A 24009-nucleotide genomic window follows, 5' to 3' on the forward strand; every position below is an offset into this window, starting at 1 on the left:
TTTAAATTAAGGAATATGCTGTGCTGGCGAGTGTGCTGTTGCCAATCTGTCTGATTGTGCTGCTGGGGTATTGGGCCATCAGAAATGGTTTTATTGAAGCGGGGCATCTTCAGGCGCTCAGTCAATTTGTTATGAAGGTGTCTTTGCCGGCTTTTTTAGTGCAGGCGCTGGCCAGCAAAAATTTAGCGGAAATTTGGCATCCGGGCTATTTCATCGGCTATGGCGGCGGTTCCTTGCTGCTGTTTCTCCTGACTTTGCTGCTGTGCCGTAAGGTTTTTAATGAGCCCTTGACGCGCGCCAGTGTGCTGGCGATGGGCGCCTCTATGTCCAATACCGGTTTTATCGGTACAGCCATTTTGACACTGCTGCTCGGCAGCCATTCTGCTGTTTATCTTTCCTTAACTTTAATTATTGAAAATCTGCTGATTCTTTCTTTAATGCTGCTTTTGGCAGAAAGAGGGCAGCATTTGAATTTGCCTCAGCAAGGCGCTGTATTTAAAATCCTGCTGAAACGCCTGATGCAGAATCCGGTGATATTGGCCATTTTAATAGGCATCAGCTGTGTGTTAATGCAGCTGAAATTACCTGAATTTCTAGTGCAAGTGCTTGAAATGCTGGGGAAAACAGCATCGCCTCTGGCCCTTTTTGTAATTGGCGGCAGTTTGGTTGGCATGAAGCTAAGCACAGTGAATGTGCAGAGCGCAGTACTGGTTGGTCTAAAAGTCATTGTGATGCCGCTGCTGATTTTTTCACTGCTGTGGCTGATGGATGTCAGCCGGGAAATGATGTTTGTCGGCACACTGCTGGCCGCGCTTCCAATGCCGATTGCCTTTGGCATATTTGCGCAGCATTACGGTTTAGGCGAAAAAGCTTTAGCGCCCTTGGTGTTAAGCACAATTGCCGGCTTTATTGCGGTGGCAATTTTATTGTCGCAGTCATCGCAGTTTATTGCGCTTTGACGGTTACTGCAGAACAGCGCATTTTGGATATTCATGGGTGATGACTCCCAATAAAAAAGCCAAACAATCAAAGTTTGGCTTTTTTTTATGTATTTTGAATGCTAAGAGCGTTTTTGCTTAGCTCTTTTTAGCTTCAGGTTTAGGATTTTTGGCTTGTTCTGCAATCATTTTGTTGACTGTCGCTAAAGATTCTTTGGCTTGCGGTACATTCTCTTTGGCCAAAGCCGTAAAGATTTTTTGCGCTTCAGTTAGGTTCTGGGGAATGATATTGCCGTTGGCGAACATATTGCCTACAGCCATCAAAGCGGGAACATAGCCTTTTTTCGCCAAGTCCTGAATGCTGTTTAAGCCTTGCTGAATGGGCTTTTCATCTTTGTTTTTAAAGCCGGTGCTGATGTCATACAGCGCTTTGGCATGGACTGCTTGGTAGTTGCCCTTTTTAATTAAAGGATCCAGTTTGGCTAAGCCGGCTTTATCTGATTCAGGTTTATTTTCAGAAAACAGCAATACAGCTAAATCGACAGAAGCATCATCAAAACCTTGTGACGATGCCTTTTCTAAGTATTGCTTGGCTTTGGCAGGGTCGACTTTTAAACCCATTGAACCGGTAATGTAGTTTTTACCCAAAACATAGCTGGCCACAGGGTAGCCCTTATTGGAAGCTTCTTCATACAGCTGAATGGCTTTCTTCTCATTTTTTGCTGTGCCTTGACCGGATTGCGTCAAGTAGCCCAAATTATAAATCGCTTGTGCGTTGCCTTGTTTTGCTAATTTTTCTAAGGCTTGATAAGCGCCTGTGAGATTCTTCGCTTTAACCATCGCCTCAATTTTAGCGAATTCAGGATCGGTGCTGCTGGCAGGAGCCTCTGCCAAAACGAATTGAGATGAAAGGGCAATTAAGCCGGCGAGTAGGATTTTTTTCATTTTAAACCTTTTAATACAGCGACATAAATCCATTTATGTGTCTGAGTATATTCATGTGTAATAACCGTATATCTCATCATAATTAGAATTATGCGAAAGTAAATATGCCTTTTGTGAAATATTCCAAGCGGTCTGCAATTGTGTGAGCGCGACAATTGAAACGTGTAGGGTCAATGCAAAAAACAAGGCTGTGCAGAAATGTTCTGCAGATTTAGCGCATTACAATTCGATGGAATTTTGATTCATTGCTGTTCTAATTTAAATCTAAATGATGAGTTGATTCTGAATTTGGACATTTTCTTTTAAACAGATTTGCTTTTCATTGTGTTTTAAGGTAAATCTGCGCTGCAATAAATGAAAGAGCAGACACATGTTTATTAAAAGCATCCGGCGCAATTATGACAAGGTCGATCAAGACGACAGCATTGCGCATGAAGATAAAATTGATGCCTTGCTGATGAAACTTGGCGGCGAGTTTTTAGTCAGCAAAGAGGACCGCGTGTATATCTTTGAAAAAGATGGCCAGACTGCAAAGTTTGATGCCAAGCATGCGCGGGATTATTCATTTAAAGATTATTTGTGCAAGGACATGAATAAGCTGTTTCATGGGTTTTGAATCAAAGCGTCTTCTTTAAAAATAAAGATTCAGGGGGAGGCTTTTTGTACCTCCCGGATCTTGTCCATTATTTGCAGCTATAATTAAAATTATTAAAAAAGATTTTTTAAAATATAAAGTTTAATTAGATAAATATTTAAAACCTGAATTGAATATAATATGAACAAGTATTTTATGATAAAAAAATTGCAGGATTAATTCAGATGCCTTTAATATGATAAAAACAATACTCATCTTATTCATTAGCTTAGCTTATTCAGTGACAAGTTGGGCCATACAGCCAAAGCTTGTTCCTCATCAAATTAACTTGAAAAATGGTCAGCATTTTTCTTTAAATTTGCCGTCAGATTATGAAATTATTCCTGCTGCCGAAGGTTTAAAACGCGTACGTTTTTTTGCTCGGGCGCCCGATGGCAGAATGTTTGTCACGGACATGCATGATTTGACGGACAATAAAAAAGGGACTGTTTTTATTTTAGATGATTGGAATGCGGAATCGGGGAAATTCGGTAAAATCATTCCTTATCTGATGGGTTTGAGAAATCCAAATTCAGTTCAATTTTATACAGATGCACAAGGGCAAGATTGGCTGTATTTAGCTGAAACACATCAACTTACCCGACAAAAATTTATCAAAGGTGAAATTAAGCCCGCGAGTAAGGCTGAAGTTTTAGCGGTTTTTCCTGATTATGGATTGAGTTATAAATATGGCGGCTGGCATTTAACGCGGAGCATTGCCGTCGGCGGGAACGGGAAAATTTATGTGTCTGCAGGCTCAAGCTGTAATGCTTGTGTTGAGAATGAAAAAGTTCGGGCGGCCGTTTTAGAAATGAATCCTGATGGTTCGGAACAAAAGATTTACGCCAAAGGCTTGCGCAATGCAGTCGGTTTGAAATGGATTGGTAAATTCCTATTTGCCACCAATCAAGGTGCAGATCATTTAGGAAAGGGGAAGCCTGATGAAACTTTTTATGCACTGAAACGTGATGCAGATTATGGCTGGCCTTCTTGTTATTCCTCGAATGGGAAAGTTTTGGCTGATCCGAAATTTAAACGTGCATCGGGGTGTAAAAATATACGGTCTCCCTATGCTTATTTTCCATCGCATTCGTCTGCACTAGGTTTTGATTATTTTGATCATCCAAATACAGATGACATTATCAAAAACTCTTTTTTAGTGGCTCTGCATGGGGCTACGGATGCCTCAATTGGTCACGGCTACCAAATTGCGATTATGCGTAAAGGTCAAAAGCTTGAAACATTTATGGATGGGTTTTTAGTTGGTAAAACGGTATATGGCCGCCCTGCGGATATTTATCGAGTTGATGAAAAATCATTTTATTTTTCAGATGATAAAGCAGGCGTGGTTTATTATGTCCGAAGAAAATAATCGACACTGTCTTTAAAAAGCCAACGTATTTTAAACCTTGGCTTTACGTCGCTGTTTTATTTATCTCAGTTCTTAATAAATGAAAAAATACGCCTGCATAGTTTTTTTGCTTTAGCTGACAGTTTTCCATCAGGGGGCTTTCGTCAAAATCGGTGCTGATTTCACAGCAGAAATCCAAACTAAGCTATAAAAATGATGTCGCTTTATTTTTATTACTTTATTATATTTTTATCATTATCTGAAGATTAAAAAAATTGACGATCAATCAAATAGTTTTTACATCTAAGCATTAAAAAAGCCCCTAATTTTAGAGGCTCATTGACACAACATTATAAGTTTTTAAAGGCTTATTGCGGTCTTGCAACATCACCGTTTAAAGCCTCGGGCAAATCTAAAACTTTTACATCCAGCTCAGCCAAAGCGTCTGGACGGGCAACAACCAATGCCACATAGCCATTTTCAGTTGCAGCGCTATTCACCACTTGCACCTGAGCATGCAGCTGTTCACCCTGAGCGGGCGCAGCGCCTGTACCTGAGATGGCATGCAGCCATGCTTTCGGTTTGGCTTTAAACCATAAGCGCGCAATCACTTCCTGACCTAGGTAGCAGCCTTTGTCATAATGCACGCCTTCACGCTGATGCAGGCGCAATTCCTGCGGCTGAAAGATATGTTCAATGGCTTGATTAATATAAGCCTGGCCTGCTTGAATGGCTTGAACTTCCCAAGCCGGCACATCGGTAGGCTCTACGGCAAAAGAAGTTTGATCGCCATTGAGTGTTGGATAAACAGGGCCAGCTTCTTCAAGCTTCATTTTAGAAAAAGCGCCAAATTTTTTAATATGCTTGGCAAATTCTTCGGCTTGATCGGCAGTAGTCACAATCTCAAAGCTTTCCGGGTTGCGTTTGGTCAGCCACAGTCCAAAGTGGATACGGCCCTTTAAATCGCAAATGGCAGTATAGCGTGTCACATTTTCGGCCAAAGCCTCTGCGTTTAAAGTGACTTGACCCTGCAGGAATTTTTGCGCATCCACACCATTTAAAGTGAAAGATGTAAATGTCATCGACGTTGACATGACAAGCCTCTACATAAATTTTATCAATCTTGAATAAGGATATTTTGAAGCAAGCGCGGCAGATAGGCAAACAAAAAGCCTATATGTTTATAGGCTTGCTGTTTGGTTTGCTGCAATGGCGCAGTGTACTGCTTAGTGGCTATGCGCTGACACACTGGAAGCAGAAACGTCACTGGCGCTCATGTCCATATCCATAGACGTGTGATGGCTGGGCGGTTCAGTATTGCAGTCATATTTATCGCCGCAAATCCGCACGGTTTCCATCATGCCTTGATCTTCATGGTCAAGAATATGGCAATGCAGTACAAAGTCGCCTTCGAATTTTTCATATTTGCTGCGCACAAAGATTTTATAGCCTTGCTTGATCAGCAATGTATCTTTCCACACACCTTTTAGGCCATGGTACTGCGAATCGATATTGCCGGCGCTGTCTTTATCCGAGCTGCCAATGGCGCTGACATCCGTACCGTCTGCATTCAAAATTTTCACGATTTGGAACGGGTTGACATGGATATGGAACGGATGATTGGCCAAATTGCTGCTGAGTTCCCATTCCTGTGTTTTGCCAATTGGCAGTTTGCGGACATAGGTATGATTGGTATGGTCTTCGCCATGGTAAGCATCTCCAAAGCCAATCAGCGTCCCATTGTCTTCATGGCGCAGGCCAAATTTGGCGCTGCCGTCCGCATTAAACTGAATGTCAAAATTGGTGATCTGCTTAGCCATGTCTTTCAGCAGCTCGTCCACATCTGAAGTCATTAAGCTGGCATGCGCAGTGAAGGCTGAAAGATCGCCTTGTGCAACTTGCTGCACGATTTCCGGCGCCAGTCCAATGTGTTCGGCTTGGCTGGACAAAAAGGCATAAGGCGTCTGTTCAGGAAGCTTTGTGGCCTGAACATTTACCCAGCCCAGCAGCTGCGTATTCAGGCTTTCACCGGCAGCGCTGCGCAGCAAGGAGGTGGATTGCGCTGCATTAATTTCATCTTCCAAATTCAGTTTGGCGTCATAGACGCAATATTTATTCAGGCTTGGAAAAGACAGCATGGCATCAAAACGGTAGCCGGGCTGGAAGATTTCACTCCCCTGTTTTTGCACTTGGCCCATAGTGAGGCCGTCTTGTGCGACTGTATAAAGCGGCAGGCTCTTTAATGCCTTAAATTGCGCTGCTATGGCCTTGCTTTGATATTTGCTGCAGGCTGCAACCGTTTGCTCGGCGGTAAATGCTGCCGAATCTGGAAGTTCTTTAATGGTCAGGCCAATGGTATCGCGGATGCCGCCATGAATCATGCGCCAGCGGTGATACTGGTTTTGATCGGCTTTGATTTCACCCTGCATTTTGCCGTTGATGCTGGTAAAGCGGTTTTCTGTAGCCCATGACGTCGGAATATCCAATTTTGAATAATCTTCCAAGGCATAGATGCACGGTGAGTCGGCAGTTGGCGTCAGCTTGGCATTGCAGTCTTCGCCGTATTGGATTTGCTGGAACAGCATAATTTTTTCATGATCATATTTTCCGCTGTTTTGGTTCTTCCACAAAATGTCAAAATCGCCGGTTTGCGTCAGTTTTCCATCAGCTACGGCAGGTTTGCGCTCTCCCTCAATAATCAAAGGGCCGGCCATGCCGCTGGACACTTGGATGGCTGTAGAACCGTGAACATGCGAGTGATACCAAAAAGTGCCGGCAGGGTGGTTCGGCTCAATTTTAAATTCGTAGTGAAAATCTTCATTCGGTTTCAGCATCAAAAAGACATTATCGCTATTGCCTTGCGGACTGATCCATAATCCATGCGTATGCAGATTGGTGGTATTGAAACAGTGGCCTTGATTGATATTGCTGATGCTCTCTGGACACGTTTCTGCAGATTCTTCCGGAAGATGATTGACCAAGTGGATTTTTAAGCTTTTGCCTTGTTTGGCGCGGATTTGAGGGCCCACCAACACATCACTGACGCTGTCATCTGCATTTTTGCTGTTCCATAATTCAGGCTTGGTCAAATAGCCGCGCAGATGCAGCGAATCATTTTCTCCCGTTTCCGGATCAAACAATTGCTGATTTTTGTAGGCGATAATTAATTCATGTTCACCTGCGGCATTGGCCTTTAGCCGTGGAGGGTTGGAAATCACAGCAGGTGAATCAATGTCTTCTTCTTGAATCAGGGTTTCTGCAGATTCTTGATTGCTGTCACCGCATGCATATAAGGCTAAGCAGCCCAGCAAGCCGGCTGAGCCAATCATGGTTTTAAATTTATTCATAATTTCCCTCCAAAATAAAATGACGCAGCGACAGCCGTTTTAGTTGTATTGAAGTCCGCTATCTTTGCGGTTTAAAACTTATGGCTCCATTTCAGCTGGAATATGCAAGCGCATTCCATGCCGGCTGCTTTTACGCCTTAAACCTTTTTTCTTTCAATTATTGTCGTTGCGTTTTTCTGATGAATTTTTTGTTCAGCTTATTATTGAAGAGTTTTAAAAACAGAAGATATCCCCAAAATGGGGGATAATTTGGGTAATGTGCTTCAATGTTTTAATTCTAAATGAGAATTGAGCCTCATTTTTTTCGGCTTGAATATATTGCATGTGAAACGCTCAATGACGCTCATCTGGGGACTGAATGATGAAACCCAGCAGCAGCGCGCTTTTGAGCGCCTTGGCTGATGAGGTGAAGCAAATTTAAGCGTGTTTCAAATGTCTTAGACTAAAGAATTAGCCTGATTTGCCGCTATTTTTCAAAAAAAATCATATTTAGAGCAAATATTCAGAAAGTAATGTAACTAGATATTTCAAAAACCCCTATTTTAGTATCTAAGCTTATGAAATATAAACGATTTGGGAAATGGGTTTTCGGCAGTGTAGTATTCAAAGCATTAGAGGCGCAGTACAAAATGATGCAAGAGGCACAAATTCAATGAATAACAATTACCGCAAACCGCTGCAAAATACCCAGCTCGAATACTTCGATGTGCGTCAAGCCGTAGAAGACATCCAGCCAGGCGCATATGCAAAACTTCCATACACGTCAAAAGTATTGGCTGAGCAGCTGGTACGCCGCTGTGATCCAGCCATTCTTGAACAATCTTTAAAAGAACTGATTAACCGCAAGCAAGATCATGACTTTCCTTGGTATCCAGCCCGTGTGGTGTGCCATGACATCTTAGGTCAAACAGCATTGGTTGACCTTGCTGGCCTGCGTGATGCCATTGCTGACCAAGGCGGCGACCCGTCAAAAGTCAATCCAGTGGTTCCAACCCAGCTGATTGTCGACCACTCATTGGCTGTAGAATTCGGCGGTTTTGACCCAGATGCGTTTGAGAAAAACCGTGCAATTGAAGACCGCCGCAATGAAGACCGTTTCCATTTTATTGAATGGACCAAAACAGCGTTTGAAAATGTCGATGTAATCCCTGCTGGCAACGGCATCATGCACCAAATCAACTTGGAGAAAATGTCTCCGGTGATACAAAACCGCGGCGGCATTGCCTATCCGGATACTTGCGTCGGCACAGATTCGCATACGCCGCATACCGATGCGCTCGGTGTGATTTCGATTGGTGTCGGCGGTTTAGAAGCTGAAAATGTCATGCTGGGCCGTGCGTCTTGGATGCGTCTGCCGGACATTATTGGTGTGGAATTTGTCGGTCAGCGTCAAGCAGGCATCACGGCAACAGATATCGTTTTAGCATTGACTGAATTCTTGCGTAAAGAACGTGTGGTTGGTGCATATTTAGAATTCTTCGGTGAAGGCGCAGACAGCATGTCAGTCGGTGACCGCGCGACGATTTCCAACATGACGCCTGAATATGGCGCAACCGCGGCGATGTTCTACATCGACCAAAACACCATTGATTATTTAACGCTGACTGGCCGCGAAGCCGATCAAATTAAATTGGTCGAAACTTATGCCAAAGAAATTGGTCTTTGGGCGTCTGACATGAAGCAAGCGGAATATCCACGCGTGTTGCGTTTCGATCTTTCTACGGTGACCCGTAACATTGCTGGCCCGTCAAACCCGCATGCACGTGTATCGACAGCTGACTTAAAAGCCAAAGGCATTGCAGGTAATTTAGAAGCAGCCCGTGCGCAAGAAGCTGAAGGTTTAATTCCTGATGGCGCAGTGATTATTGCGGCCATTACGTCTTGTACCAACACCTCTAACCCGCGTAATACTGTTGCGGCAGGTTTGTTGGCGCGTAAGGCGAATGAGCTTGGCTTAGTGCGTAAACCGTGGGTGAAATCATCATTTGCACCGGGTTCTAAAGCAGCGGCTTTATATCTTGAAGAAGCTGGGGTATTGCACGATTTAGAAAAACTCGGTTTTGGTATTGTGGCCTATGCATGCACGACCTGTAACGGCATGTCGGGCGCATTGGATCCCAAAATTCAGCAAGAAATTATTGACCGTGACCTGTATGCAACTGCAGTACTTTCAGGCAACCGTAACTTTGATGGCCGTATCCATCCTTATGCAAAACAGGCATTTTTGGCTTCGCCTCCGCTTGTCGTAGCGTATGCGATTGCAGGGACAATTCGTTTTGACATCGAAACTGATTCTTTGGGCAATGACAAAGACGGTAATCCAATTTACTTAAAAGACATTTGGCCGTCGGATGAAGAAATTGATGCATTGGTCAAAGTGGCTGTGAAGCCTGAACAATTCAAGAAAATTTATATCCCAATGTTTGATTTGGGTGTGAATGCGAAATCTGAAAGCCCGCTATATGACTGGCGTCCGCAAAGTACCTATATCCGCCGTCCGCCATATTGGGAAGGCGCACTTGCTGCACCGCGCACTTTAGCCAATATGCGTCCGCTTGCAATCTTGGGTGATAACATCACCACAGACCATTTATCTCCATCGAATGCGATTGTGTTGGATTCTGCTTCGGGTGAATATTTGAAGAAAATGGGCGTGCCTGAGGAAGACTTTAACTCTTACGCAACGCACCGTGGTGACCACTTAACTACGCAGCGTGCAACATTTGCCAACCCGAAATTGTTCAATGAAATGGTGGTGCGCTCTGACGGTACGATCAAGCAAGGTTCGAAAGCGCGTGTAGAGCCTGAAGGCGAAGTGATGCGTATGTGGGAAGCGATTGAAACCTACATGAACCGCAAGCAGCCACTGATCATTATTGCAGGTAAAGACTATGGTCAGGGTTCTAGCCGTGACTGGGCCGCTAAAGGTGTGCGCCTTGCTGGTGTAGAAGTGATTGTGGCGGAAGGTTTTGAGCGTATTCACCGGACTAACCTTGTGGGTATGGGCGTGCTGCCGCTTGAGTTTAAAGCGGGCACTGACCGTAAGACGTTAAAACTTGATGGTACTGAGTTGTATAGCGTGATTGGCAACATTGCACCGCGTTCGACCTTAACTTTAGTGATTGAACGTGCAACGGCTGACGGTAAAGAAGAAATTGTTAAAGTGCCAGTGACTTGCCGTTTGGATACTGAAGAAGAAGTGTCTGTATATGAAGCGGGCGGTGTATTGCAACGCTTTGCACAGGACTTTTTAGAAGGGAATGTGGCTTAAGTCTTTAAGTTAGAAATCTCCCCCTAACCCCTCTTTGAGAAAGAGGGGGAACTCCCTCCTTTAAAAAGGAGGGTTGGGGAGGATTAAAGTTATTGATATTGTTTAAAAAAGACCCTACATTTATGTGGGGTTTTTTTATTTGAGGTTAGTATGTGGAAACTATATTAAATAATAAGAAAAAAAGAAATTCCTAGTAGATATAAAAGTTTTGGGGCATTTAAAGCTGTAATTATTTTTGATTATAAGTTTATTTATGAAATAGTTGTTCCTGAATATAAAAAAAATTTATTAAATAATCATCAAGTAGATATTATTAAAACTTTTAAAGATAAAATAAAAAAAACTATTTTTTTATTGGAGCAGGAGTTAAAGCGTAGTGATGTGGATATTGAGATAAGGCGTCTATTTGAATACAAAATTGACCGTAAAAAAGGATTGTTGAATTATGACAAAGATGAAGAAATAGTTGAATATTGTAAGAAAGAATTTAGTTGTTTTTTTGGTGAATTTTTACTACAAAACTCTAATAAATATAATGAAATTATTGCTGTTATTGTTGATTTGTATTTTATTGAATTAGATTATTATGAGTATTTAGGTAAGTGTTCACGGGATAGAATTCTTAATAATTATCTTTATAATGATATTGTTAAAATATATGAAGAAAAAAACATTAAAATTATTGAAGAAGATTCGGAATTTTATAAATATAAAATTAACTCAATTAATGAAAATTTTTCAATAGTTTGCAATCAAGCTAATAAATATTTAGTGGATAAAAGACTAGATATAAACTTTTGTTTATCAATTCGTAGATTTTTATTGGAAACTCTATCGTACTATTACAAGAAAGGGGTTATTGAAAATCTTGCTTTTAGGGTTGATGGGGTGCGGAAAGGTTTTTTAATTTTTGATTCTATTGATCGTGGTGCTAAATTAAAAAATGAAATAAGTACCTTACCGAAAGTTTCAAAATTTTTTGATTTAAATAATTATGAAAATGCTTTATGGATACAACATAATCGGTTGAAAAGACATCTAATATTTGAGGAGATATGTGATGATTTTGAGTTGCTTAATGAGAATATTGTGACTCAACTTGTTCATTTGGAATATTTTATTGAGAATGATCAATATTTTATATCACATCTTGATCATGAGTATATAGTTTACTCTTTAGACGAATACTCTGAACGTTTAAAAAATTCTAATGTAAAAGGTCATCGAAAAGTTAAAACTTTTAAAATAGACAATTCTCGGATTCCTTTTTTTGATAAATTTAAAAACGAATATTTTTTGTTTATAGTTTTAAATAGTTACTTTAATCATAAAGAATTGTTAAAAGAGTATTTTGAAACAGTAAGTGATTTTGTTTGAAAAACATCCATAAAATACCTATCATAGGATATATATCAAAACTGATGGAGTAGCCCGATGACTACCGCAAAAGTTTTTATGACAGGACGCAGTCAAGCCATCCGCTTACCGAAAGAATTTCGTTTTGAAGGCAAAGAAGTTGAAATCTTCCGCCGTGGTGACGAAGTGATATTGCGCGAAAAACCAGTCACAGCAGAGCGTTTATTTAATGTCTTGGCGCAAATGCCAGATGACTTTTATGCAGAAACAAGAGTGGATGAACCACCGCAAGAACGAGAAGAGTTCTAATGCCAACACAATACCTATTAGATACCAATATTTGTATCTATATCACCAAACATCAGCCTGAAATTGTCCGTCAGCATTTTGAAAAACATTTACCTGACGGCAATATTTTTATTTCAGTCATCACTTTGGGGGAATTATGCTTTGGCGCAGAAAAAAGCCAATGGAAACACAAAGCCTTAAAAGTTATAGATGAATTAACCGCTATTATCCCAGTTATCGAATTAGATGAAACCGTTGCAGAACACTATGCGCAAATCCGAAAAGACTTAACGGCTAAAGGGCAAATTATAGGAAACAATGACTTATGGTTAGCCGCACATGCGCGAACAAATAACTGGGTGATGGTCACCAACAATGAAAAAGAATTTTTAAGAGTAGAGCAGCTGCAAGTTGAAAACTGGCTTACCAAAAGTTTATAAAGCTGTCAAATTCATTATAAAAATTATACTTCGCCCAACTGCCACTATCATTTGTCGAAATGACCAATAGATAATCATCATAAGAGGGATATACTGGTTCTACCATTTCTAAAAACACATGGAGAACAAAAATGGTTACTGCTGGCTCAAAACCCGGAACAGGCTTCTATTTTTGTGTTCAGTGCGGCAAACGCACATACTTAGAAATTGGTACAGACCGTTTACCCCCGTGTACCAAATGCCATGGCACTGAATTTAAAAAATAAATTTGCCAAAGCAATATGTTTTAAACAGATAACCCTGCTTTAAACATAAGCCCCGTCACAAGATGGGGCTTTTTATTGCCTTCTAAGCATGCTGTAATAAAAATAAGCAGCAAATTCATAAAATAACAAAAGTATCAAAAGGCAGAGGGGCATTATGGAAACAATCTTAGGGTTATGCATTGGCATTGGGTTAAGCGCCGCCTGCGGTTTTCGTGTATTTGTTCCTTTGCTGGTGATGAGCATTGCATCCTTAACCGGCCTGTTTGAACCCATGAAAGGCTTCGAATGGCTGGCAATGCCATCGGTCTGCATTGCATTAGGCTTTGCAACCGTCTGTGAAATTGCCGCTTACTACATTCCTTGGGTAGACAATGTTTTAGATACGATTGCAACCCCTGCATCCATGGTCGCGGGCACTTTGGCCACCATGGCGGTCAGCAGCGGTGAAATGTCGCAGTTTGCCAGCTGGGCGGCGGCCATTATTGTCGGCGGCGGAACGGCAGGCGTAGTGCAAATGAACACTGTCGCAGCGCGTGCAGTATCGACAGGTACAACAGGCGGCATCGCCAATCCGCTGATTTCAACAGGTGAATTGATCGGCGCCGTGCTGCTGTCGGTTTTGTCGTTTATTGTTCCTGTGCTGGTGGTGTTGCTGGTGATCATTGCTATGATTTTAATTGTGCGCTGGATACGCCGTAAACGGATGGAAAATATCCATACGCCTGCAGCCTAACTGGACTCAGTGGCTTTGGGTGTGCAGCGCTGTAATCCGTTTTGATATGATTCATGCGGTTTTTCGGAAGGCTGTGGATATTCAAGCATGTACTGCATATATAGAATAATAAGAAAAATTTATAAATAGCGGCTTGTTTTATATAAGAATAAAATAATTAAAAAATGAAAAACATACACAAAAACTGATTGATTTTCACTCAATAAAGGCATAATTTTATTATGGAATTAAAGCCATAATTTTTATATGGGTTTATTCATTGCCGAACTTAAAAAAATTAATATGGGGAATGCTGCATGATTAAATTTATTGTCGATGAAAACGCTTTGCCGAATGGTGTGCATAAAATTCATAATGCATCGGAAGGCTGCGAAGATCTGCCAAAATTTGATGACCAGATTTTAATTGGCTACTTTGCAGATTTTAAACTGGCGTACAAGCGGGCAAGAATGAATTGGCCGATGGAAAAAATCGACGGCTGCAGCAAATGCTGTGAACAGTGACGGACGCCGATGTGAATGCTGCAAGACAACTCTGCCATGGGGCAGAGTTTTTTTTTTAACAGCCATCGATTAGGCAGACTGCAGCCCATAATATGAAGCTTAAATATGGAATACTCAAATTTTAAGCCTAAATTTATCAAGCGCCGTATAAATAAGGAAATCAATAATGCGCAAAAAAATCAAAAAGCCAAGTTGGCCGCTGAAGGCTGGCTTATTGGCAGCGCTAGGGCTGAATGTATTTTCCTATGCTGAAACGCCCTCTGTTCAGCCCGTATCTGCAGAGCAACTGCAGCTGCAAAAAGATCAGCAGCAATATCAAGCGTATATTCCACAAAGCTTCGTACTGTATGAAGCGCTAAAGGGTGACTTGAATAAAGACGCTAAAGCGGATTTGGTGCTGATTGTCAAAAGTACAGATTCAAAAATGAACGAAGCCAATCAATTTGGCGAACAGGTCGACCGCAACCGCCGCGGCATTATTGTGCTGCTGTACGACGGCGGAAAATACAAAAAAGTTATGCAGAATCTGGCGGCCTTTTCATCTGAAAATGAAGACGGCGGGGTGTATTTTGCGCCAGAGCTTGTGCCATACATCGAAAAAGGATTATTGAAAATTCACTATGCGCATGGCCGCTATGGCTACTGGTCATATAGCTTTCGTTTAGAAGGCCAAGATCTGCGTTTGATTGGCTATGATGATTCCTCTAATCATGGGCCTTATATCGATAACAAAACCAGTATCAATTTTTTAAGTCAGAAAAAATTGTACAGAGATAATATCAATAAAAATAATGACGATGCAGAGCCGCGCTTTAAGGAAAGTTGGCGCCGAATACATGCGGCCCCCATCTATCTGTCGCAAATACACGATTTTGATGAACTGACGCTTTCAGCGCTTGAATAAAAAACGGCGGAAACCGCATAAAAAGCTTAAAATAAAAGCAACAGCCGGCAGCGGAGAAAGACCATGAATATCACACAGCTCAGTGACTTTCTGCTCTATTGCATGTTAATCAATTACATCATTTTAATGATTTGGTTTATCGCATTTATTTTTGCCAAAGATTGGATGAAACGTCTGCATGGTCAATGGTTTCAAATCAGCGATCAGCAATTTGATGCAATCCACTATGGCGGCATGGCCGTATATAAAATTGGAATTTTATTGCTGAATTTGACGCCCTATATTGCATTAAATATGTTGCATTAAAATTATGCTCGACAGTATGCTCAAGTCAAAGATGAGTGATTCAATGCAGCGGGGTTGGAATGAACGGAAAAACAGAATGCCGGACATGCTTGGTGTGCAAAAAAAGTTTTTCTTTGAAAACACTGATTCCAATCGGGACAGTGCGCAAGGTCATTACTAAAGAAATAGCCAAAGACTACCCAGATTGGACGGTGCAGGACTATATTTGCCAGTCCGATTTGACCAAGTACCGCATGCAGTATGTTCAGTCCATACTCAGCTCCGAGCAGGGCGAGGTATCGAATTTAGAATATGAGGTTCTGAACAGCATGCAGCTGCATGACCTGATCAGTAAAAATGTCGAAAACAAACTGGATCAACAGTGGAGTTTCGGCGAACGGCTGGCCGATAAAATTGCTACATTTGGCGGCAGCTGGGCGTTTTTAATTTGTTTTGGCTTGTTTCTAGCGTTGTGGATTATGGTGAATACCGTGATTATGGTGAAGCATCCCGCAGATCCGTATCCTTTTATTTTACTGAATTTGATGCTGTCCTGCCTGGCGGCCATTCAAGCGCCGATCATTATGATGAGTCAAAACCGTCAAGAAGCCAAAGACCGCATGCGTTCGGAAAATGACTATCAGGTGAATTTAAAGGCTGAGCTGGAAATCCGGAATTTGCATGAAAAAATTGACCACCTGCTGATGCATCAATGGGACAGGCTGGCAAAAATTCAGGAAATTCAGCTGGATTTACTGTCAGAAATGAGTAAAAAGAAAGATTAGCGCTGATTTAGAGCCTCATTTTATGCAATATGGCGCTTTATCGCAGAGAAAATATTTCTAATAAAGCATTTTTAGCGCAATAAAAATCTTAAAAAATGGGCTTAAAGGGAAAATATACTTTTATGATGTGGGAATGCGAAAAAAAATCCTAAAATGAATGAAAATTGCTGAATCTTCGGAAATTAATCCCTCAGTGCATTCGCTACTATAGATCTCAAGGGTGTGACAGAGATCGAAAAGAGCAGCATGCTGTGAGGGCGCAAAACGCGAGAGCAGTACTTACCCACAAGGTCTCGATTCGGCTTAGGACGCTATAAATCACAAGTTTATAGGCTATAAGATCATGACTTACCAAGTCAGGATAGTTGAAGTAAACAATTCAGTTTTCTCTTACACCGCCCTAAAAATTCGCAGCAAAGCACAAAACATTATAACAATCTCATTCAAATAGCACTTTGCATTCTTTTAGAACACTACCTGTATATTCTCAATTTTTTATTTAACTTTCTTATTCCGCTTTTGCATTTTTTCCTTTCTTGTCCTGCAAAATAGTTACGGCAATTGTGTGCTGAATGAATCCGGTTCATCCAGAATTTTGCTTAAAGGCACTGTAAATATCAAGCTGCAGTGTTGAAAGAATATGGCTTATTTCATTTTTTTAAATATTACTGTGCCGAAAGTCATTAAATCACCTTTTTTAAAGTGATGGGATTCATTTAAGCATTTAAAAACAAAATGATAGTGCCTTTTAAACTATTGGTAAAATTTAAGCAGAGTATAAAATCAGGCAGAATAACAATGACAACCTATGATTTAGAGATCCGGCATCCGCACCATCATTCAGATGATGAAGCAGAGTTTTTTGAAGAAATGTCTGCTGAAGAAATTATGGAAAAATTCAACGGAATGAACTGGAAACAGCTGCAGATTTTAATGCTCCAGATGCGGGGCGGAAAGGCTGTATTTACTGTGACTGACAATGAACAGAATCTTGCTGTACAGATCAGCTTAATTGAAATACCGGAGACGGGCGCTTTGGCATTTAATTTTGACAGTGATATTGAAGTTGAGGTTGAACGGTCAAATTTATTTGGCTTGCTGAAATACAGCACAGTCAAAGATGCCGCTTTTCAGCATTTAAATTTAACCGCTACGCGGGATTTGCTCGATGCATTTACACATGGTGAATTGGAGGCCATTCGGGCGCTGTATACAGAACAGCATGCATCTTTGGCAGAATAAGCCGCAAGTCTTGCGTTGCGCGGGCTATCTTCACATTCACGCTGTATGGGGCTGGATTTTTTTAAAAAAAACAGCCATTAGAAAATGTTGAATAGGCAAAAGCATTAGTGGCATTGTTGGGTTGAATAAAATTTCATTAATTGTGTTTTTATGCGCTGATAAATCCGTTTTTTGTTCTTATTGGAAATAATTTTTCAATATTTAGGATTAAGTGGAAAATTTTATTAAAAAATACAAAGATTTCGCACGTTCAGGGAAACAATCCCGCTGGCTATTGTCTACTATAGATCTCAAGGGTGTGACAGAGATCGAAAAGAGCAGCATGCTGTGAGGGCGCAAAACGCGAGAGCAGTACTTACCCACAAGGTCTCGATTCGGCTTAGGACGCTATAGATCACAAGTTTATAGGCTATAAGATCATGACTTACCAAGTCAGGATAGTTGAAGTAAACAATTCAGTTTTCTCTTACACCGCCCTAAAAATTCGCAGCAAAGCACAATAAAAAGATCAATCTATAAAAAATTAAAAAGTGCCTCGGCTTTTCATCCCAAATCCTCAAATTTAACTGGATTGATGCTCAATGATTCATGCCTGTCTTGAATACTGTTGCGCCAATTTAGAAGATTGACACACGAAAAGGCAGTTGCTATGTTGCGGCAAATTTTATCCCATGCTGCTGCGCTATGCCTTTAGACGAAAATTTTGTATATATGCCCCCGCAAGAACCGTTGATCATCGTCTATGAAGATGATGATCTGGTGGTGATTGATAAGCCGGCAGGGCTGCTGTCTGTGCCCGGACGCCTGCCTGAGCATCATGACAGCGCGTATTTGCGGGTGGTGGATGTTTACCCGAATGCCAAGATTACTCACCGCTTGGATATGGCGACCTCAGGAATACTGATGTTTGCAAAGCACCGTGACGCGGAAGTGGCAGTCAGCAAAATGTTTCAGGCGCGTACGGTCAAAAAAAATTATATTGCCTTGGTGCAAGGCCAGCTGCACGGCGAAGGCAGTGTTAATGAACCTTTAATTGCGGATTGGGAAAACCGCCCGCGCCAAATGGTGCATGATGAACTGGGCAAACCGGCGCAGACTTTATATCAGGGGCTGAACTACGATGAAACCCAAGACATTAGCCGTGTTTTATTAACGCCCATTACGGGCCGCTCGCATCAGCTTCGGGTGCATATGATGCATATTGGCCACCCCATTACCGGCGATAAAATTTATCATCCGAACGCGGCGCAAAGCCCTTTAAAGCGCATGGCGCTGCATGCCTGCTATTTGGCTTTTATCCAGCCTTTAAGCGGGGAGTCTGTTGAAATTAAGGGGAATGTTCCATTTTAATATGCATGCCGTTTTGCATGCAGCAGCGGCCTGCGTTGCAGCCGGCCGAACCGAAGCCTGTTGAATCTGGGGTGGCAAGTATTCAGCCGCAGATTTTCTGGGTATTGCCCAAACCGGCATAAATCCATTTTGCATTAAAAAAAGCGTAATACATTCAACACAATTAAAATGAAATTTTGAATTTTATGAATGGATTATAAAAAACAAATTGTTTTGCAAAAATCTTAAAGGCCGCGCGGTGAAAAACTTAAATCCTTTATCAACATAAGCTTTTAGAAACAGGATTGGCTGAATCTCCATTGATCATCTTTTATGAGCAAATGTTGCAACATGGTTCAAGATCGCCTATTCATAGTGAATAACATAAAAACTGCAGCGCTGGGCAAAAGCGGCATGCCGCAGCTTAAGCAGAGGAGCTGCAATGACACAGACGATTTTAATTACATTGCTTGCAATACTGAGTGCGGCGCTGCTGTTTGTCTGGCAAAAAAATCAGAAAAATAGCCGCTTGCTGCAGAATCTGCAGGATAATTTAAAGCATGCGCGCAATGAGCTGAGCGAGCAAGAGCAGCTGCGTGATGAGATGAATTATGAGATGACACAGCTGCGCATTCAGCTCAGCAGCCTGAAAGTGACGGTCAACCGGCTCAGCCAATATCAGCATGTGTCCGATATAGAACAGTATGTCTTGAACCGCAGGCTGCAGGTCGACAGTTGTATCGAGCTGACCAAAATGAATGCAGAAATTCTGCTGAATGAAATTCAAGAGAAAATTGCTCAGGTTAATGTTTTTCTAAATGAGCATCAGCGTAACACACAGGCGCTGACTGAGCAGAAGGCGCAGGAAAAACTGAGGGCATATTGGGCACACGCTCAGGCGCTGCAGGAACGCGATGATATTCTTCAAGCGCTTGAGCGTAAAATTAACGGTTATCAGCGGCATTATTTTGCGCCTATTCAGCAGCTGCAGCATCAGCTGATTGGCCGTTATGGCGCATCAGATGCCGCGCAGCATCTGCAACAGGTAAGAATGAAAATTGAGCAAGCCAATACTGCAGGGCAGGTTGCTGAATGCCATTATTTAGATGAAAACCGCAGGCTGGCCGCTATTGCACTGGTCACGCTGGTGTTTAATACCAAAGCGGAGCTGTATTTAGCGCTGCTGAATAGTGAAAATTTGGGCCAGCTGCTGCAGGAGCTGCGCGATGATTATCTGCTCATCAACTTTCACGGCAATCACTTCAGCAATGCGCAGCTGCATGAATCATATCTGAATTTAAGGCTGGAAGAGCTGAAGTTTATGGCCTTGATGCAGGCTGAGCCATTGACCAGCGGGATTGAGCCGGGGACGGCGCCGTGATAAAAAAAGTTGTGCAATAAATCTCCAAACAGCAGCAAATTTCGGCTAATCTAAAAGCGGTACAGCAAAAGCACAATAAGGATAATGTATGACACGCGATTACCAGCAATTTCCAGACGATGATAACGGCAATGTATTGTGGCAAATGCATGAAGACGGTGATGACCTGAGCGTGCCGCATGAAATTGAATATTCCATTGCTTTTCAGCACGAAGAAAAAGCGGACCAATGCGCCATTTACCTGCTGAAAGAAGAGCAGAAAATCAGCCTTTTTGAAGATGAGGAATCAGGGGAATGGATTATCACGATTTACGTCTACATGGAACCGGAGTATGCGGATATTGTTGATTTGGAAGAATGGTTTACTAAAATAGCAGGCCAGTTTTCGGGCGAATATGACGGCTGGGGCTGTATGGCTTACGTCTATGATGATGAGCCTGACGATGAAGCTGAAGACGATGCCGATGCGGATGGAAAGCCGAATTAAGCAAAGATAACGCAGTGCAAAAGCCTTGTGAAAAACACAGGGCTTTTTTTTTTGCAGTAAAAACACCGTATCGCAAGCATGGCCAAGCCAGTATTTGGCAGCCGGATATCAAATCAAAAAGGCGTTCATTTATCCTACAGAAAAGGCATAGATCATTTTAAGACAGCCTATTACATTCAGAATAATAGAACATGATCATGGAGAACAGCAATGAGCAATACCATACAGCTGCATCGTGTTTTCAGCGCCCCGCCAGAGCGGGTGTTCCGTGCATTTACCGACCCTGACGCCTTGGTGAAGTGGATGGCGCCGCATGGCTTTACGGCTCATGTTGAACATTCGGATGTCCGCACCGGCGGCAGTTACCGGATGTACTTTACTAATTTTTCAACGGGAACCAAGCATTCCTTTCATGGCGACTACCATCAGGTTGTGGACAATCAGCTGCTGCGCTATACAGACCAGTTTGATATGCCTGAATTGGCCGGTGAAATTGAAGTGACAATTGAGCTGAAAGCGGTCAGCGTTGGCACTGAAGTCAAAATCACTCAAGCGGGCTTGCCGGATGTGATTCCCCCCGAGGCATGCTATTTAGGCTGGCAAGAGTCGCTGCAGCTGCTTTCACTGCTGGTTAACCCCGCCATTCCAGATGAGTGAAGTCGGTATATGGATATCAAAATTAAACGGATTTATGATCAAGCCGATGCTGCAGACGGCAAACGCATCTTAGTCGACCGCTTATGGCCCAGAGGCATAAAAAAGGAAGATGCCCAGCTGGATGGATGGGCCAAAGCGCTGACCCCATCAAATGAGCTGCGCAAGTGGTATCACCAAGATATTGAACAGCGCTGGAGCGAATTTCAGCAGCGCTATGCAGCAGAACTGGCCGCGCAGAATGAAGCGCTGCAGCAGCTGCGTGATTTGGCGCAGAGTGAAAAAATTACGTTGCTTACAGCCGCTAAAAATGCTGGTAAAAGCCATGCAGATGTGCTGAAACGCCTGTTAGAGCAATAAGTATTTACTATGAATCATGTTTTAGATTTTAAGGGGTTATCCCAGTATTGGATTTGCTCAATTCAATAGGAAATTTATGGAAGGCAGATGATTCAAATCGGCTGATCCTAAATGGCAGATGGGCTGCCTTGATAAGTGATAAGCCATAAACTTTTTATGTGATTAAAGCGCTTGAAAAATTAAAATGCTATAGTGCTTGTTTTGAGCAGCATGCAGGCTCATTTTTACTTTGTTTTTTTATTTTTTGAGGTCGCTATGTCTTTACCCCAATGCCCAAAATGTCAGTCAGAATATACCTACGAAGATGGGGACTTGCTGATTTGCCCTGAATGTTCTCATGAATGGAAAGAAGGCGATGCGGCTGCAGAAGATGCGCAAAGCGTCATTAAGGATGCCAACGGCAATATTTTGGCGGATGGCGATACGGTCAGTGTAATTAAAGATTTAAAAATTAAAGGCTCTTCTTCCGTGGTCAAAGTCGGCACCAAAGTCAAGAATATCCGCTTGCTGACAGATGCCGCGGATGGCCATGATATTGACTGCAAGATTGATGGTATTGGCGCGATGAAATTAAAATCGGAATATGTCAAAAAAGCCTAAGCTTAAATTGAATTTATTGCGTGACGAATGCGCTGTTTGATGCAAATCATTCAGCGCATTTTTACGAGACAAGGCATAATAGCTGAAAACGTTTAAGATGATTGTGACTATGCCGCATATCCACTTGGAATATTCTGAAAACCTTCAGCCTCTTGATGTCAAAGGTACGCTTACCGCATTAAACCGCGCTTTTTTTGAATCAGGCTATGTTTCCGATATCAACGATATTAAAAGCCGCGCAGTGTGCCAGCAAAACTATGTCATTGGTTTAGGCGAAGCCAGCGGTGAGGCTTATTTGCATGTAAAAGTATCGCTCTTGTCGGGCCGGAGTACTGCCGTACAGCAGGAAATTTCAGCGCTGTTGCTGAATGTGCTGCAGCAGCAAGTGCCGCCTCATGCTGGCTTGCGCATTCAAATGTGTGTAGAAATGCTTGAAATGAATAAAGAAACTTACAGCAAGCAGGTTGTCAAATAAGGCCAGCAGCTAAAAGATACGGCAAGCGCCGTATTTTTTTGACTTAATTTTTAAATTAACATTATGAAAAATAATAAAATTTAATAAGTGTTTTTAAAGCAGATAAAATGGCTAAAAGCTGTAATAAAAAAATATTGTTTTCTTTGATAAATTTCAATTATATTCATAAAAATAGAATAAATTTTAGACAATATGCATTCTATCAACGACAAACTTTATAATGAGAAGAGGTGTAGGATGGCGGGGTGGTATGAAATTAGTCAGGCCAGTGATGGCCAATACCGTTTTGTATTAAAAGCGGGCAATGGTGAAATTATTTTGACCAGCGAACTGTATAAAGCAAAAGCTTCGGCGCACAATGGCATTGAATCTGTACAGAAGAACAGCGCAGATGATAGCCGTTATGAGCGTTTGGAAGCAAAAAATGGCAAGCCGTATTTCAATTTGAAGGCGGCCAATCATCAAATTATTGGCACCAGTCAATTTTATGGCAGTGAACAGTCGCGGGATAAAGGCATTGAATCTGTTAAAAATAACGGCAGCAGTGAAACGGTTAAAGATTTAATCGGCTAGTTTGACGCTGCATCATTCTATCGTTGAGTGAAGCTTGATGTATCTAGCGGCAGTACGCGGAAAAAAAGCATGCCACGGCATGCTTTTTTTCACCGCAGATCGGGTGTTCTTGAAATGTTTTTGGCAGGCAAGAGGCCCTTGAAAAGATGAAAGCTTTAAAAATCTTACTGGCCGGCATGGCAGTTCTCAGCTTGCTGATATTTGCTGCTTCTCCTTATTGGGCGCTGTATCAAATCAATCAGGCCTATCAGCATAATGACGCTGCCCGCATGTCTCAATATATTAATTTTGCAGAAGTTAAAGCCAGTTTAAAACCGCAAATCCAGCAAAAAATGAATGCTGCTGCAGGGCTGGAGCATTTGCCTGAAGGATTGCAGCAATGGGGCGCTGAGTTGAGTCATTCCATCAGCTCTCATGCTGTGGATGCCGCTGTAAATGAGCAAACCATATTTTTATTGATGCAGGGGAAAGGGCTGAAAGAATCGATCCAGCTAAGCCTGTCAAAAAACCGTGAAGAATTGTCCAAATCACTTTTGAAGTCAACAGTGCTACCTGACATGCATGGTGATGAAAGAGCAATGAATACTCCGCCAAAAATGCGGGAAATGGCTGATGTGCAGCCGGAATCTTCGTCAGGCGCCCAGCATCCATCAGCAAAAGCCAAACCGCACATGCATGCACATTATACCGGGTGGAACAGTTTTGAAATTGCCGTGCCGAATGACTCCGGTTCTATGACGCGTTTTAAAATGCAGCGTTCACAGCTCAGCTGGAAAATCACAGCCATTGAATTGCCAAATTCAAAATAGTCCGGCAGCCGGTGTAATCAAAGGTTTTCGGCTGTACATTGAGTTTTTAGTTA

Annotated in this window: 26 protein-coding genes; 23 read left to right on the forward strand and 3 right to left on the reverse strand. The window is 42.1% G+C overall.

Annotated features, from left to right (window positions below; translation table 11 throughout):
* Positions 1 to 20: 20 nt before the first annotated feature.
* Positions 21 to 959 carry an AEC family transporter gene (locus AZH43_RS00245; protein WP_067665077.1) on the forward strand — a complete coding sequence of 313 codons (939 nt, stop codon included), beginning with the start codon at positions 21 to 23 and terminating at the stop codon, positions 957 to 959.
* Between the two features lie 117 nt (positions 960 to 1076).
* Here AZH43_RS00245 and AZH43_RS00250 read toward each other — a convergent pair whose 3' ends face one another.
* Entirely contained in the window at positions 1077 to 1883 is an 807-nt protein-coding gene (locus AZH43_RS00250; RefSeq protein WP_067665080.1) for a tetratricopeptide repeat protein, read from the reverse strand.
* Between the two features lie 370 nt (positions 1884 to 2253).
* Here AZH43_RS00250 and AZH43_RS00255 point away from each other — a divergent pair, with 370 nt between their 5' ends.
* Entirely contained in the window at positions 2254 to 2499 is a 246-nt protein-coding gene (locus AZH43_RS00255; RefSeq protein WP_067665083.1) for a hypothetical protein, read from the forward strand.
* A gap of 214 nt (positions 2500 to 2713) precedes the next feature.
* Positions 2714 to 3889 carry a PQQ-dependent sugar dehydrogenase gene (locus tag AZH43_RS00260; protein ID WP_067665088.1) on the forward strand — a complete coding sequence of 392 codons (1176 nt, stop codon included), beginning with the start codon at positions 2714 to 2716 and terminating at the stop codon, positions 3887 to 3889.
* Positions 3890 to 4236: 347 nt separating this feature from the next.
* On the opposite strand, the gene ygfZ is transcribed toward AZH43_RS00260, so the two are convergent.
* Both ygfZ and AZH43_RS00270 read right to left on the reverse strand, forming a co-directional pair.
* Positions 4237 to 4962, reverse strand: a complete 726-nt coding sequence (gene ygfZ / locus AZH43_RS00265) for a CAF17-like 4Fe-4S cluster assembly/insertion protein YgfZ (protein ID WP_067665090.1) — start codon at positions 4960 to 4962, stop codon at positions 4237 to 4239.
* A 132-nt stretch (positions 4963 to 5094) separates the two neighbouring features.
* Positions 5095 to 7215 carry a multicopper oxidase family protein gene (locus AZH43_RS00270; protein WP_067665093.1) on the reverse strand — a complete coding sequence of 707 codons (2121 nt, stop codon included), beginning with the start codon at positions 7213 to 7215 and terminating at the stop codon, positions 5095 to 5097.
* Between the two features lie 652 nt (positions 7216 to 7867).
* Between AZH43_RS00270 and acnD the strand changes: the two genes are divergently transcribed.
* The 20 genes from acnD to AZH43_RS00365 all read left to right on the forward strand — a co-directional run bounded on the left by acnD (position 7868) and on the right by AZH43_RS00365 (position 23956).
* Positions 7868 to 10486: a Fe/S-dependent 2-methylisocitrate dehydratase AcnD gene (gene acnD, locus AZH43_RS00275; RefSeq protein ID WP_067665096.1), complete on the forward strand. Its 2619-nt coding sequence runs from the start codon at positions 7868 to 7870 to the stop codon at positions 10484 to 10486.
* 381 nt (positions 10487 to 10867) lie between these two features.
* A complete protein-coding gene (locus tag AZH43_RS00280; RefSeq protein WP_067665099.1) occupies positions 10868 to 11863 on the forward strand; it encodes a hypothetical protein in 996 nt (331 codons plus the stop codon).
* 57 nt (positions 11864 to 11920) lie between these two features.
* The gene (locus AZH43_RS00285) at positions 11921 to 12151 is read left to right on the forward strand and encodes an antitoxin (protein ID WP_067665102.1); all 231 of its coding nucleotides are present in this window, start codon (positions 11921 to 11923) and stop codon (positions 12149 to 12151) included.
* Positions 12151 to 12570: a type II toxin-antitoxin system tRNA(fMet)-specific endonuclease VapC gene (gene vapC, locus AZH43_RS00290; RefSeq protein ID WP_067665105.1), complete on the forward strand. Its 420-nt coding sequence runs from the start codon at positions 12151 to 12153 to the stop codon at positions 12568 to 12570. The genes AZH43_RS00285 and vapC overlap by 1 nt, the downstream gene beginning before the upstream one ends.
* Positions 12571 to 12674: 104 nt before the next feature.
* Positions 12675 to 12836 (forward strand): zinc ribbon-containing protein, encoded by a 162-nt coding sequence (locus AZH43_RS17975; RefSeq protein WP_227509757.1) that lies wholly within the window; start codon positions 12675 to 12677, stop codon positions 12834 to 12836.
* Between the two features lie 154 nt (positions 12837 to 12990).
* On the forward strand, positions 12991 to 13569 hold the full coding sequence (locus AZH43_RS00295) for a DUF4126 domain-containing protein (RefSeq protein WP_067665108.1): 579 nt from the start codon (positions 12991 to 12993) through the stop codon (positions 13567 to 13569).
* Between the two features lie 296 nt (positions 13570 to 13865).
* Positions 13866 to 14072, forward strand: a complete 207-nt coding sequence (locus tag AZH43_RS00300; protein ID WP_067665111.1) for a hypothetical protein — start codon at positions 13866 to 13868, stop codon at positions 14070 to 14072.
* A 166-nt stretch (positions 14073 to 14238) separates the two neighbouring features.
* The gene (locus AZH43_RS00305; protein WP_067665114.1) at positions 14239 to 14976 is read left to right on the forward strand and encodes a hypothetical protein; all 738 of its coding nucleotides are present in this window, start codon (positions 14239 to 14241) and stop codon (positions 14974 to 14976) included.
* Positions 14977 to 15039: 63 nt separating this feature from the next.
* Positions 15040 to 15282: a DUF6868 family protein gene (locus AZH43_RS00310; RefSeq protein ID WP_067665117.1), complete on the forward strand. Its 243-nt coding sequence runs from the start codon at positions 15040 to 15042 to the stop codon at positions 15280 to 15282.
* A gap of 59 nt (positions 15283 to 15341) precedes the next feature.
* On the forward strand, positions 15342 to 16046 hold the full coding sequence (locus tag AZH43_RS00315) for a DUF1003 domain-containing protein (protein ID WP_067665120.1): 705 nt from the start codon (positions 15342 to 15344) through the stop codon (positions 16044 to 16046).
* Positions 16047 to 16844: 798 nt separating this feature from the next.
* Positions 16845 to 17288: a hypothetical protein gene (locus AZH43_RS00320; RefSeq protein ID WP_067665123.1), complete on the forward strand. Its 444-nt coding sequence runs from the start codon at positions 16845 to 16847 to the stop codon at positions 17286 to 17288.
* A gap of 684 nt (positions 17289 to 17972) precedes the next feature.
* Positions 17973 to 18638 (forward strand): RluA family pseudouridine synthase, encoded by a 666-nt coding sequence (locus tag AZH43_RS00325; protein ID WP_067665126.1) that lies wholly within the window; start codon positions 17973 to 17975, stop codon positions 18636 to 18638.
* 421 nt (positions 18639 to 19059) lie between these two features.
* Entirely contained in the window at positions 19060 to 19998 is a 939-nt protein-coding gene (locus AZH43_RS00330; RefSeq protein ID WP_067665129.1) for a hypothetical protein, read from the forward strand.
* An 88-nt stretch (positions 19999 to 20086) separates the two neighbouring features.
* Positions 20087 to 20485, forward strand: coding sequence for a ribonuclease E inhibitor RraB (locus AZH43_RS00335; RefSeq protein WP_067665132.1), 399 nt, complete (start codon positions 20087 to 20089; stop codon positions 20483 to 20485).
* A gap of 210 nt (positions 20486 to 20695) precedes the next feature.
* A complete protein-coding gene (locus AZH43_RS00340) occupies positions 20696 to 21142 on the forward strand; it encodes an SRPBCC family protein (protein ID WP_067665135.1) in 447 nt (148 codons plus the stop codon).
* A gap of 9 nt (positions 21143 to 21151) precedes the next feature.
* Entirely contained in the window at positions 21152 to 21499 is a 348-nt protein-coding gene (locus AZH43_RS00345; RefSeq protein ID WP_067665143.1) for a DUF488 domain-containing protein, read from the forward strand.
* 255 nt (positions 21500 to 21754) lie between these two features.
* Complete coding sequence (locus AZH43_RS00350) at positions 21755 to 22099, forward strand: zinc ribbon domain-containing protein YjdM (protein WP_067665493.1); 345 nt, start codon at positions 21755 to 21757, stop codon at positions 22097 to 22099.
* Between the two features lie 109 nt (positions 22100 to 22208).
* Positions 22209 to 22574 (forward strand): 5-carboxymethyl-2-hydroxymuconate Delta-isomerase, encoded by a 366-nt coding sequence (locus AZH43_RS00355; protein ID WP_067665496.1) that lies wholly within the window; start codon positions 22209 to 22211, stop codon positions 22572 to 22574.
* Between the two features lie 237 nt (positions 22575 to 22811).
* The gene (locus AZH43_RS00360) at positions 22812 to 23147 is read left to right on the forward strand and encodes a YegP family protein (protein ID WP_067665146.1); all 336 of its coding nucleotides are present in this window, start codon (positions 22812 to 22814) and stop codon (positions 23145 to 23147) included.
* Positions 23148 to 23293: 146 nt separating this feature from the next.
* The gene (locus tag AZH43_RS00365; RefSeq protein ID WP_067665149.1) at positions 23294 to 23956 is read left to right on the forward strand and encodes a DUF2939 domain-containing protein; all 663 of its coding nucleotides are present in this window, start codon (positions 23294 to 23296) and stop codon (positions 23954 to 23956) included.
* Positions 23957 to 24009: the final 53 nt, after the last annotated feature.

This window comes from Acinetobacter pragensis, from assembly GCF_001605895.1.
Lineage (GTDB): Bacteria > Pseudomonadota > Gammaproteobacteria > Pseudomonadales > Moraxellaceae > Acinetobacter > Acinetobacter pragensis.

What these genes read in the sequence shown, in the direction of transcription:
- AZH43_RS00305 (WP_067665114.1), top strand. Translation starts at nt 14,239, where the DNA reads ATGCGCAAAAAAATCAAAAAGCCAAGTTGGCCGCTGAAGGCTGGCTTA.
- AZH43_RS00330 (WP_067665129.1), top strand. Translation starts at nt 19,060, where the DNA reads ATGACACAGACGATTTTAATTACATTGCTTGCAATACTGAGTGCGGCG.
- AZH43_RS00300 (WP_067665111.1), top strand. Translation starts at nt 13,866, where the DNA reads ATGATTAAATTTATTGTCGATGAAAACGCTTTGCCGAATGGTGTGCAT.
- vapC (WP_067665105.1), top strand. Translation starts at nt 12,151, where the DNA reads ATGCCAACACAATACCTATTAGATACCAATATTTGTATCTATATCACC.
- AZH43_RS00250 (WP_067665080.1), bottom strand. Translation starts at nt 1,883, where the DNA reads ATGAAAAAAATCCTACTCGCCGGCTTAATTGCCCTTTCATCTCAATTC.
- AZH43_RS00335 (WP_067665132.1), top strand. Translation starts at nt 20,087, where the DNA reads ATGACACGCGATTACCAGCAATTTCCAGACGATGATAACGGCAATGTA.
- AZH43_RS00350 (WP_067665493.1), top strand. Translation starts at nt 21,755, where the DNA reads ATGTCTTTACCCCAATGCCCAAAATGTCAGTCAGAATATACCTACGAA.
- AZH43_RS00345 (WP_067665143.1), top strand. Translation starts at nt 21,152, where the DNA reads ATGGATATCAAAATTAAACGGATTTATGATCAAGCCGATGCTGCAGAC.
- AZH43_RS00320 (WP_067665123.1), top strand. Translation starts at nt 16,845, where the DNA reads ATGACAACCTATGATTTAGAGATCCGGCATCCGCACCATCATTCAGAT.
- AZH43_RS00295 (WP_067665108.1), top strand. Translation starts at nt 12,991, where the DNA reads ATGGAAACAATCTTAGGGTTATGCATTGGCATTGGGTTAAGCGCCGCC.
- AZH43_RS00285 (WP_067665102.1), top strand. Translation starts at nt 11,921, where the DNA reads ATGACTACCGCAAAAGTTTTTATGACAGGACGCAGTCAAGCCATCCGC.
- AZH43_RS00365 (WP_067665149.1), top strand. Translation starts at nt 23,294, where the DNA reads ATGAAAGCTTTAAAAATCTTACTGGCCGGCATGGCAGTTCTCAGCTTG.
- AZH43_RS00360 (WP_067665146.1), top strand. Translation starts at nt 22,812, where the DNA reads ATGGCGGGGTGGTATGAAATTAGTCAGGCCAGTGATGGCCAATACCGT.
- AZH43_RS00325 (WP_067665126.1), top strand. Translation starts at nt 17,973, where the DNA reads ATGCCTTTAGACGAAAATTTTGTATATATGCCCCCGCAAGAACCGTTG.
- AZH43_RS00310 (WP_067665117.1), top strand. Translation starts at nt 15,040, where the DNA reads ATGAATATCACACAGCTCAGTGACTTTCTGCTCTATTGCATGTTAATC.
- AZH43_RS00255 (WP_067665083.1), top strand. Translation starts at nt 2,254, where the DNA reads ATGTTTATTAAAAGCATCCGGCGCAATTATGACAAGGTCGATCAAGAC.
- acnD (WP_067665096.1), top strand. Translation starts at nt 7,868, where the DNA reads ATGAATAACAATTACCGCAAACCGCTGCAAAATACCCAGCTCGAATAC.
- AZH43_RS00315 (WP_067665120.1), top strand. Translation starts at nt 15,342, where the DNA reads ATGAACGGAAAAACAGAATGCCGGACATGCTTGGTGTGCAAAAAAAGT.
- AZH43_RS00260 (WP_067665088.1), top strand. Translation starts at nt 2,714, where the DNA reads ATGATAAAAACAATACTCATCTTATTCATTAGCTTAGCTTATTCAGTG.
- AZH43_RS00340 (WP_067665135.1), top strand. Translation starts at nt 20,696, where the DNA reads ATGAGCAATACCATACAGCTGCATCGTGTTTTCAGCGCCCCGCCAGAG.
- AZH43_RS00270 (WP_067665093.1), bottom strand. Translation starts at nt 7,215, where the DNA reads ATGAATAAATTTAAAACCATGATTGGCTCAGCCGGCTTGCTGGGCTGC.
- ygfZ (WP_067665090.1), bottom strand. Translation starts at nt 4,962, where the DNA reads ATGTCAACGTCGATGACATTTACATCTTTCACTTTAAATGGTGTGGAT.
- AZH43_RS00355 (WP_067665496.1), top strand. Translation starts at nt 22,209, where the DNA reads ATGCCGCATATCCACTTGGAATATTCTGAAAACCTTCAGCCTCTTGAT.